This window comes from uncultured Thiohalocapsa sp., assembly GCF_913062725.1.
Lineage (GTDB): Bacteria > Pseudomonadota > Gammaproteobacteria > Chromatiales > Chromatiaceae > Thiohalocapsa.
This window is the reverse complement of record NZ_CAJXWY010000092.1, coordinates 1-9,577: the sequence shown is the minus strand read 5'-3', so window position 1 is coordinate 9,577 and position 9,577 is coordinate 1. Positions and strand designations below refer to the sequence as shown.

8 protein-coding genes are annotated in these 9,577 nt (G+C 64.4%); 1 reads left to right on the top strand and 7 read right to left on the bottom strand.

Going from position 1 to position 9,577, the window contains the following annotated elements; translation table 11 throughout:
* Both QZ588_RS16940 and QZ588_RS16935 read right to left on the bottom strand, forming a co-directional pair.
* A partial coding sequence (locus tag QZ588_RS16940) for a glycosyl transferase family 90 (RefSeq protein WP_295544165.1) occupies positions 1-1,055 on the bottom strand: 1,055 nt, incomplete at its 3' end.
* A gap of 21 nt (positions 1,056-1,076) precedes the next feature.
* A complete protein-coding gene (locus QZ588_RS16935; RefSeq protein WP_295544163.1) occupies positions 1,077-2,336 on the bottom strand; it encodes a glycosyltransferase family 4 protein in 1,260 nt (419 codons plus the stop codon).
* A 384-nt stretch (positions 2,337-2,720) separates the two neighbouring features.
* Between QZ588_RS16935 and QZ588_RS16930 the strand changes: the two genes are divergently transcribed.
* Positions 2,721-3,014 carry a hypothetical protein gene (locus QZ588_RS16930; RefSeq protein WP_295544161.1) on the top strand — a complete coding sequence of 98 codons (294 nt, stop codon included), beginning with the start codon at positions 2,721-2,723 and terminating at the stop codon, positions 3,012-3,014.
* On the opposite strand, the gene QZ588_RS16925 is transcribed toward QZ588_RS16930, so the two are convergent.
* Genes QZ588_RS16925 through QZ588_RS16905 form a run of 5 tightly spaced genes read right to left on the bottom strand, consistent with a single transcriptional unit; the run spans position 2,998 to position 9,434 of the window.
* Positions 2,998-3,846 carry an alpha-1,2-fucosyltransferase gene (locus QZ588_RS16925; protein ID WP_295544160.1) on the bottom strand — a complete coding sequence of 283 codons (849 nt, stop codon included), beginning with the start codon at positions 3,844-3,846 and terminating at the stop codon, positions 2,998-3,000. The two genes, QZ588_RS16930 and QZ588_RS16925, sit on opposite strands and share 17 nt — an antisense overlap.
* Before the next feature lie 31 nt (positions 3,847-3,877).
* Positions 3,878-4,975, bottom strand: a complete 1,098-nt coding sequence (locus QZ588_RS16920; RefSeq protein WP_295544158.1) for a putative CRISPR-associated protein — start codon at positions 4,973-4,975, stop codon at positions 3,878-3,880.
* Positions 4,976-4,979: 4 nt separating this feature from the next.
* The gene (cmr6, locus tag QZ588_RS16915) at positions 4,980-6,320 is read right to left on the bottom strand and encodes a type III-B CRISPR module RAMP protein Cmr6 (RefSeq protein WP_295544156.1); all 1,341 of its coding nucleotides are present in this window, start codon (positions 6,318-6,320) and stop codon (positions 4,980-4,982) included.
* Positions 6,317-8,152, bottom strand: a complete 1,836-nt coding sequence (gene cas10 / locus QZ588_RS16910; RefSeq protein ID WP_295544154.1) for a type III-B CRISPR-associated protein Cas10/Cmr2 — start codon at positions 8,150-8,152, stop codon at positions 6,317-6,319. The genes cmr6 and cas10 overlap by 4 nt, the downstream gene beginning before the upstream one ends.
* 4 nt (positions 8,153-8,156) lie before the next feature.
* A complete protein-coding gene (locus QZ588_RS16905; protein ID WP_295544152.1) occupies positions 8,157-9,434 on the bottom strand; it encodes an RAMP superfamily CRISPR-associated protein in 1,278 nt (425 codons plus the stop codon).
* Positions 9,435-9,577 lie beyond the last annotated feature (143 nt).

Sequence of the window (9,577 nt, the reverse complement as noted above, 5' to 3'; positions counted from 1 at the left end):
CGCGCAGCCTGAACCCGCGATGACCGCCCACGCAGCATGCACCCATGGGGATGGTCTGCCTGATGATCGCCGTCGATGAGAGTCATTCTCATGACGCTAATGACAAACGCCAACCGCCGCTCATTGATCACTGCAAACGCCGCCCGACGTGACGACGCCAGTGGCGAGTTGGCGTGAAAAGTCGATTTCTCGTTCAGGCACGAATTAGTCGCCAGCCGCCAGAGAAACCCGGGCCATGTTGAAGAGTTACCATCCGCGCAGACCAGATAGCGATAGCGGACGTGATCTTCCGGACTGACCCAGGGACTGAGCTGGAAGGTGCGACGCATGGCGCGATAGGCCGCCTCGTCTCCTTGGGCGAAGCCGGTAAAGGCCGCATCGACGCGCGCATCTCGCTGCGACACCCCCACGAGCTGTGCTCGCGGAAGCGACGTAAAATTGGTCTCGGTCAGCACACCACCAGTGGTACTCCCGCGCCAGAAGGCACGCGCGTCTTTCATGTGCCACCGCCAGCGCTTGTTTGCCGATTGAATTGCCGAATACAGGCGTCGCCAGGAGAGCAGTGTAACGGGATCTGGCATCAGCATGGTGCGGCGATCCCGGCCGGTATCACAGTTGAACGCAAAAATCGGCGCCTGCGCACCCAGATCGGTATCCACCCCGTAACTATCTTCGAGCAGGATGATCATATCGAGTCCGTCTGGCAGCGGACGTGCGCGATGGAGTGCGTGCAGGAGTATCGTCAGTACGCGCGGTCGCGAAAATCCGGGCACGCGTGCGGCTCTGGTGACAGCAAAGAAGAGCTTGCCACCCCTCACCGAGACGCGAAGAAATGCCCTGGGGGCACGTTGCGCAGCCGCCCAAACATCGTCGAGCAGCTGGCGGGGCGCACCGTTAGGGAAATACGAAAAGTCCTCGTCCAGCTGCGCGTCCAGCCAACCGAATGGCTGACGTGCGATTGCCCCTGGCAGTTCTCGGGGCAGCCAAGACCTGGTGTAGAAACGAAACAACTGTACACGACGGATGCGCCCGATTTTGCGTTTTACAGACTGCATCACCTTCCCGGTCGGACCTCGTCACTGCGATCTTCTTTGTGTGCGACGCGGTCGCCCCGACCAGCCCGGCGGACGTTGCTCGATGAGCTGCGCAAAGAGCTCAGAGAAGGCCGTAGCCGAGCTCTCGCGAGAAAAGCGTGATTGCACACACATGACTGCATTTGCTGTGATCCGTTGGCGGAGATTCGCATCATAAACGACGCGCTCGACGGCGGTGGCTATCTGTTCCGGAGCGCGCTCATCGACCAGGAGCCCGGTTGCCTCATCCTGTACGGCATCGATGATACCGCCGTTACGTGTGGCGATCACCGGAGTTTTCGCGGCCATGGCTTCCAGGATTGTGAGTCCCTGCGCTTCGATCCAGCCATCGGCAGCGCTGCGTGAAGGCGCAATGAAGATGTCCGCCGCGTGCAGATATGCCGGAATATCGGCGGGCTCGACCCAGCCATCGAAAGTGGCCATGCCAGGGCCGCCCAGGCGCGTGGCGAGCTGCTCCAGCGCCGCGCGCTCCGGACCCTCGCCGACGATGAGCGTGCGCACACCCGGCCGGTGTTGTCGTAGACGATGGGTCGCCAGCAGCAAATCCTCGACGCCCTTTTCACCGACAAGGCGCCCGATGAATAGCAGCAGCGGGCCTGTGCCGAGCCGGTGGCGCGCCCGTATCTGGCTCGCCAGGGCGATTTGACGAGCGTCGAGTGGACGAACGGAAACACCCATGGGAATGCGCGCCATACGGCGAACACCCGGAGCGACGCGATGGACAGCCTGCGCCGTTGCGGAACTGTTGACAGTGACCGCATCGGCATCACGCAGGGAGACCCGCTTGAAGCCCGCCATCAGCTCGCCCTTGAGACCAAAGATGTCCCCGCCGTGCACAGTGAGCACGTGTGGAATCGGTTGTATACGTCGCGCCAACATCCCAGTGAAGCCCTGGGGCAGGATCCAGTGTGAGTGCATCAGGTCATAGTGCCCTTTGCGGAGTCGGTGGACGGTTGTGAGTATTTGCGCCGCAACCAGAGCGGGGAGCTTCAGTTTATTGAGGGGATTCCTGCGGAGGTTGACCAAGGCACCGCCCTGATAACAGACGGTTTGCTGACACGCCGGCCAGAGATAACGAAAACGCTCGACGCGCACACCATCAATGACCTCCGCGCGTTGTGCGCCCGATGCATGGGGCGCGAGCACGTCCACTTGCCAGCCGAGCGCTTGCAGATCCTGCGCAAGATGGAGTACGAACGGCGTGGTGGCATCTGCGGCCCAACGCGGAAAGTTCGACGTCAAACAAAGAATCCGACCTTTTTGCATCGACGGGCACCGAAGACCAGCGATTGCAGGCGACAGCCATGCACGGTTGAGCCGGGTGGCGAAGCAGGCCAGGGCAGCCACCTCGGCGCAGACCACACAGTACCAGCCACCAGCCGCTGCACCTAACATGGCGCCCGGGAAGAAATGGGGCCAAACCCTGAGGCGCCCCCATGCACGCCCTAACGATTCTACAGCGTTGCGTCGCACCGCGGCTCACCGGCATGCATCAGCAACGCCAGCGCGTGCTGCTCGCAGCGGTCGCCGCGACGGTCAGCGGCCCGCGGCTGACACTGACAACAACTGCAAACGCTGCTGCCGGCGACAGCGAAGCCGATCATCGTTGCCGACGCCGACTCCAGGGTGCCGTTTTACCGCGAGGTCGAGCGCCTCGACTGGCGCTGGGTTGGGCGCGTGCGCGGGCGACATCACATCAAACTCAAGCAGCATTGGCGCAGCCGCAAGCAGGTGTTTGCGCGGGTCACCCTCACGTCGACGGCGCTTGGCATCGGCGAGTGGGTGCGCAGCAATCCGCCGCGCGCCGCCTTCGTGCTGGTGCGCGTGCGACCGGGCAGCCGCAAGCAGCGCGCTTACTCAAGGCTGTTCCTCGCCCGGCTGCTGCTGACGCTGGAGTTTCCTCTCATTCTATGTAAGTGATCCAATGAGTAATAAATCCTTCAGGCCGCCATTCACCCCAGCGATGCCCGGCCCAGTATTTTGGCGCCAAATAGATACCCTTGTTATCATGCCTTTTTCTTGAAAGCCATGCACCCCACCAGGCGAAAGAGCTCGCCGAGAGAATCCCAAGCTCACAGGATGCCATGAGCGCTAGATCGACAAACTTGTTGTTGTGAGAGATCAGGATATCCGGCTGATCACCAAAGCAGCTCTCAGCGTAGCAGATATCATCTGTCAATACTATAAACAGCGGATCGGCAACGATAGAGCGAATCTCCTCCATAGCGTTTCGATACCATTGTTTACCAAGCACTGCGGGACGTTCGCAGGTAGGCCAAGATAAGTAGTCGCCACGACGAACGTGAACGAATACTTGGGTTCGGCCCGCAGACACTGCCCCTTGCGCTTTGAGCCAGCGCGAAGCCGATTGGACCAAGCCATCGGCAATATCAAAGTCTGGATTCAGTTGTTCAAGGATCTTAGCATGCTGGAAAAATGACGGCTTGAAGCAGTAAAGACCGGGAACCACACCACGCCGTTGCCTTAGGTGGTAAGCGCCATTCTCACGAGACTCTGCAATACTGCCAATAATTCGGAGCATCGCCAACATCGCGAACAGCTTGCGCAAGCTGAACATCAATCCCCTTGGCATTTTTTCTTTTTGAATGATAATCGCATCCACAAGCTCAAGGGCTCGATGAAGATCATCAAAGCCAAACAAAACCAGCTGATGCTCGGGGTAGAGCCATTTTAAAACGGCATACTGAAATAGCTGATTTCCTAGGCGACCGCACGCAAAAAATAAGATCATGTGGCCCCCTATGCCACAGAAAAGGGGATGGTTAGTGATTGAGTCCGGGCGCAAGCTTGTCCAGCACGTACACTCCGGCATCGAAATGACCGAAAAGGCGTTTGGCGCTCGCTTTGGCCCAAGCATCGCATTCATGAGTGCTGATACCCTGCGCCACTTTGAGCTTCTTGAAGTCCAAACGCGACGGATGGAATCGATCGTCGTGTAGATGACGCGCAAGCTCGCCGATCCGCTCATTGAGCATCCGGCACTCCTCTGGACTGCAGCCGGTGAGCGTGTTGCAGAAATTATCGCCGTAGCGCAACTTGGTGTCTGGCGATGGCCAGACGCGCTCGTTCAGCAGCTTTGGACCGGCCTGATTCCACACAACATCTCCCCAAACCGATAAGGTAACAAAGCCATCATCCTCCATCAGTAAGGTGTCGGGCATATCCTTAGCCAGTTGTGCGGTGACGCTGAGACCCACTGCTAAACGGCGAAAAATGACCTCATGCTTGCGAACAATCACGTCGGCATCGAGAGAAACGGGGAGTTGTGGCAGCCGCAGCAGTTGCTCTGTGCGCTCAAAGACATAAATGCTTTCATCCGCATACAACATGCCAAGGGCCTGCATGAAGCCCTGCACACTCTTAAAACCACCGGTCAGATTGAACACAACACGCCAGCCGCCCTCGGCCATGCTATGCACATCCTGAGCGCAAAGCCGTGCCAGCTCGGCCATAGCAATGCGAAATTCATTCAGATCGTTGGTACGCAGGTCGCTGATTCTCTTTACTATGGCTTGATGTCCTGCACGCTCAAGGGTTTCCGCCAACGATGCAGCAGTCTCGCTACCAAGCCAGGTATCAGTCGTAATGAGCCAGTGTGTGTCCCGCGTTTGTTGCAGTTGGCCATCGTAGAGTTGTACCAGACTGTTCAGCTCTGCCGACAGCTGGGCTAGCTCGTTTGTTCCGGCATGGAATAAGCGGTCGCGACAGGTACTGATCAGCCCGGAAAGAAAGCGCCTGTCATCGGGGGGAACGTCACCGGATTCACGCGCATTGGCATGGCGTGTGACCAATCCGCGTTGATCGCCAGCCACATTGGTCAGCAGGCTCGTGCCGCAGGTCGATAGGATGAGTGTTGGCATCTCGCTATGCCTCCCCGGTATAGATCTTCTTGGCAGCCCGAGCCCCTTTACCCGCTGGCGTATCCCATTGTTCGAGGGCCTGCCAGCGCCCGCGGATATCCGCCAAAGCCGCCGCCTTCAGGTCCCCTTCGAGCGCCGCCCAGCGCTCGGCGAGTCGCCTGCCCAGCAGCGCTTCCTGTTTTGTGTTGTGCGGCTTGGGCACGAGCGCGGCGATGGTGTCGTCCACCCATTCACAGATCGCAGCCGCCGGTACCTTGGGCTCGGGATCGAACAGGCCGTAGCCGCTGCGGGTCTTGGCGCCGATGCCGCGCTTCGACAGCGCCGCCAACAGCATCTTTGCCGCCAGCTCACGCCAGGCCGGCGCACCCTCGAGCACGAACAGGAAGCCGCCGCGCACCGCAATCTGGGCATTGGGCACGGGGCTGTCGCAGTCGCTGGCGTCGACCGCCCCCTCGCTGCCGTAGTAGTCGAGATGATGGCTGGTGACGATTTCCTCGGCGAAGGCCGTCTCGGCGGAGCCGGGCACCCACCAGGCATCGTGGAAGACTACCAGTCCCGCCAGACCCTCGGCATGGCCGCGCTCGGCATCGGCCGCGGCGCCGAACAACTCGTCGACCACCGCCGCGTGCTGCTCGGCAAAGGGGCTCTGGCGGACATGCGCGCGCACCACGCCTTTGAGGCTGGAGCCGGGAATGTAGGGCATGCCATAGCTGTGGCTGACGGCACAGCCGGTCTCGAGCATGCCGCCACCGCTGAGGCCGATGAACAGCCGCGTCTGCGGCTGCAGCGCCAGCTGCACTTGCGTAAAGCGCAGGTCGTTGGCCGTCGCCGCTTGCCAGCGTTGGTAGGCGTTTGTATAGAAGCTGCCGGGCGGAATGTCACAGATCCGGCGGAGATGCGCGGTCTTGGCCTGCCGTCCCGCCTCGGTCTCGCGGTCGTCGCGCTCATAGCCGCGCTGGATCAGCAGCCCCGGGTGAGCATCCTGGGCGTCGCGGTAGTGGCTGCGCAACGCCGTGCGCATCAGCTCACCGGCCAGGGTCGACGGCGGCGGAAAGCGCGCCGCATCGGCGCCGGCCTGAAAGTCGAACGGCCGCCCCGAGCGCACGATGATCGGCGCCAGTGGCTCGAGCATGACCACTGGACCGGGCTCTGGGGCGGGCTCGGTGCGCCGGCGCAGGGGCGCCGCTGCGGCCGCCGGCGATGCGGCGGCTACGGTCTTGCCACCCTGTGCACCGGCCGACCCGGCGGCGGCACCAGCTGCTTGCTTTGCCTGCTTGCGCGCCTGTTTCTCGTAGTTCAGCCGGCCCCGCTGTTGGGCCCGCTTCTTGGGCTTATGGGTGCTCATCGGCCGTGGTCTCCCAGGTCGGCGGCATTGCGCGCCGACAGCCAGCGCGCCAGGATCAGGGTATCAGCCAGCAAATCGAGGGGCTGCTGCCCCGCCTGCGCCAAAATCCGCGCCTGCATCGCCGCACCCAAGGGCTCGCCGCCGCCGGCGGTGCGGGCACGGTCCAGGGTACGGGCCACCTCGGCGCGGCGCATCGCCGCCTCCTGCGCCGTGGCGTCGGGGGCGCCGAGGCGCTTCAGGCCCTCTAGGCGCTGGTGGATGGCCCGCAGATCGTAGGCGACGCGACTCGGCAGCTGGTTATCGCGATAGGCGGCGGTGAAGTCGCCAAGGGCCTCGAAGCGTTCGCGCTGATCCCATCTGGCGCGCCAGGTCAGTTCGCCACCACCGCGGATGCCGAGCACGATGGCCAGGGCGTTGCGGGACGCGGTGGTGCCGTCGCCCTTGGCCAGATGCTCGGCCACACCGGCCCGCGCCCGCAGGCTGCCCAGCGGCTCCATCAGATGGCCGATGCCAAGGCCAACGGACAAGGTCGGCCGCTCGTCCTCGGCCACACCGAGCCCACTGGCGATGGGCGCCAGCCTGTCCTCGAAGGCCACCGCCAGCGCAGTGGCGCAGGGCACCGCATGCGGTAGCGGTACCAGGGCGAGCACGTCATCACCGCCGGCATAGACCGCATGGCCGCGATGCGCGCGCACCATCTCACGCACACTCGAGGCAAACGCGTGCAGCGCGCGCGAGATGGCGCGTGAGTCCTCGGCGCTGCGCGCCCGCTGCAGCAGCTTGCCCATGCGGTCGCCGTCCGCCTTGAGGATGGCGGCATAGGGCACAGGCGTGCCGGCCGCTTTGGGTAATGCCCGCAGCGCCGCCTGCAGGGTGCGCAGCGCGGTCAACTGGGCATCATCGGGCCGATCCTCGCCCTTGCCGCTCATGGCCGCTTCCAAGCGGAAGGCATACAGCAGCTGGGCGTCGTAGGGCATCGCCCCGTAGAGATTCTGGTTGCCGCTCACACGGGTGGCGAGCTGACGGGCTACCAGCGCCTCATAGGCGGCATTGAGTGCGGCGAGGGTGGCCGGATGGTCCGTTGCAAGTGTCTCGATCCAGGGCTCGGCGGCGATGCGCGAATAGGCGGTGAACCGATCCACATCGCCGGCGCAACGCTTGATCACACCCAGGGCATCGAGCTGCTCGCCGCGCGAGAGGGCGAGCTTGCGCCGATCAGGATGACGCTCGGGCCTGGCGTGCGGGTGCGGCAGCACCGTCTCCAGGGCGCCATCGAGGGAAGACTTGGGCAGGCCGGACGAGGTGTAGACAGCCGCACCGAAATCACGGGTCGCCTTGCGCGCCGCCAGGGTGGTACCGAGCCTGCGGCTGGCGGCTTGGTAGCCATCGGCGCCGTCGGCGATCTCTACCCAGGCGCCGAAAACCTCGAGCAGATCGCCCATCTGAGCCTGCCAGACATCCGTGCGCAGCTCGACGGTGAGCCCAGCGCGCGCCTGCGCCCCGATGGCGATCAGGCGCGCGCGGGCGGCGGCCTTGGCCTGCTCGCACAGCGCAGCGGCTGCGGCGGCATCGGGCAGCGTAACCTCGGCGCGCAGGATGTTGGCAATGTTGGCCTCGTCGCCGGGGCGCTCCAGCGGCGTCAGCTCCACGTCGGGCTGCTGCGGGCAGGGAAAGATCAGGCTGCCGTGATGGGCCTGATGCAGCGCCAGGGCGGCGGCACGCGAGACCTCCGACAACAGCCAGGAGCCCCCCCACAGATCACGGGTGCGCCGCGCGGCCTCGATGAGACTCTGCACGGGGCCGAGTGACAGCGTGATGAGCATCCGTGGCATAAGCTCAATGCTCCTCGAAGAAAGCCATGAAGGCACTCAGCGGATCGATGCCGCGGCTGGCCATGGGCTTGATCTGGGCGGCGGCTTGGGCCTGCGCAGTTTGGCCCTTCGGCCAAGCCGGGTGCGCCGTATTGGAACCGTGGTGAGAACCGTGCTCGGCGACGACCCCGAGCGCCTGCCGCCACCCCGGTAGCAACATCGCCGCCGGATGCCAGCGCTGGCCATCCCAGTAGGGGCGCAGGATCAGCGGGCTCGCCATGCGGTCGCCTCCGACCGGCACCAACTGCTGCTGGCTTGGCTCGCCCAAGCGCTCGTCCTTGAAGTGGAAGACGATCGGCAGCCCGAACGCGGCGCGCGGATACAGGTCCTGTCGCGGATGCTGGGGTGGGTGCGCAGGGGCGTGACGATGCGTCTGGCGACGGATCATGTCAGGCTCGGGCCAGCGGCTGCGGCCCGGATGTTGCGCGCCGGCGTTACCCGGATTGCGGCCGATGCCTTCGCCCTGGCGGAAGCTGCTCAGGCGCCCGACGGCGAGGGTCCAGGCACGCTCGGCATCGCTCACCGCCGCCTGCAACACCAGCTGCCCACCCCTGGCTGCAACCTGCTCGCCACGGACCGGCTCGAGATCCCTGACGTAAACCGCGCCCAAGCCCCGCCGGGTGCGAGCACCGACGCCGCCAAAGCTGGCCCACCAGCGCAGGGCGGTTTGCACCTCCTCGTGCTGCGCATCGGTGAGCTTGGGATCAAGGCCAAGCCTGAGCGTGAAGCTGAGGCCGCCCCGGGCCAGCTGATGCGGCGATTTCTCAATCGTCTGCCTGTCAGCACTCAGCTCGCCCCGGGCCGGGAATACCGCATATGGCTCGATCCAGTCTGCAGGGTTCGGCATGATGCGGAAATGGCCTGGCTTGTTGGCCTGCTCCTGATAGACGAAGGCGGCACCCTGCTGCAGTCTGGCGATCTTCGCCACCCGCACCGCGACCTTGCTCGCGGTCGGCGCACGGGCGCCGAGCCCACCCCAAATCGCCGCCTCGCGCCGAAACATCGCCTGGGTCGAGTCGAAGGGCCCGCAGGCGATGCGCCACCAAAACCGCAGTTGTCCGCGCAGCGCCGCCGCCCGAATCGGCAGCTCGGTATCCACCTCACCGGGGCGCACACCGCCGCCGTAGAGCGGCGTGACCAGCCGGCAGTCGTAGCCGCGCCAGTCGCCGTCGCGGGCGGTGCCCGCCTGGTCCCAGGCCGCACTGGCGGCGGCCGCATCGAGGCCGGGTCGCGGTTGTCGCATGCGTCGTGTCCTCTCGGTGGGTGGCGCCAGGGTGCGGGTGCGCGGATGCGCCCCCTACGGCGCCGCGCTGGGCGGGCTGGCCGGTGCCTCATCGATGCTGGCGAAGCGCACCGCCTCCGGCGCCAGCCGTAGGGCGGAGCGGC

Excerpts from the sequence above, each read along its gene's own strand:
- QZ588_RS16925 (WP_295544160.1), bottom strand. The coding sequence starts at position 3,846 with ATGATCTTATTTTTTGCGTGCGGTCGCCTAGGAAATCAGCTATTTCAG.
- QZ588_RS16920 (WP_295544158.1), bottom strand. The coding sequence starts at position 4,975 with ATGCCAACACTCATCCTATCGACCTGCGGCACGAGCCTGCTGACCAAT.
- cmr6 (WP_295544156.1), bottom strand. The coding sequence starts at position 6,320 with ATGAGCACCCATAAGCCCAAGAAGCGGGCCCAACAGCGGGGCCGGCTG.
- cas10 (WP_295544154.1), bottom strand. The coding sequence starts at position 8,152 with ATGCCACGGATGCTCATCACGCTGTCACTCGGCCCCGTGCAGAGTCTC.
- QZ588_RS16905 (WP_295544152.1), bottom strand. The coding sequence starts at position 9,434 with ATGCGACAACCGCGACCCGGCCTCGATGCGGCCGCCGCCAGTGCGGCC.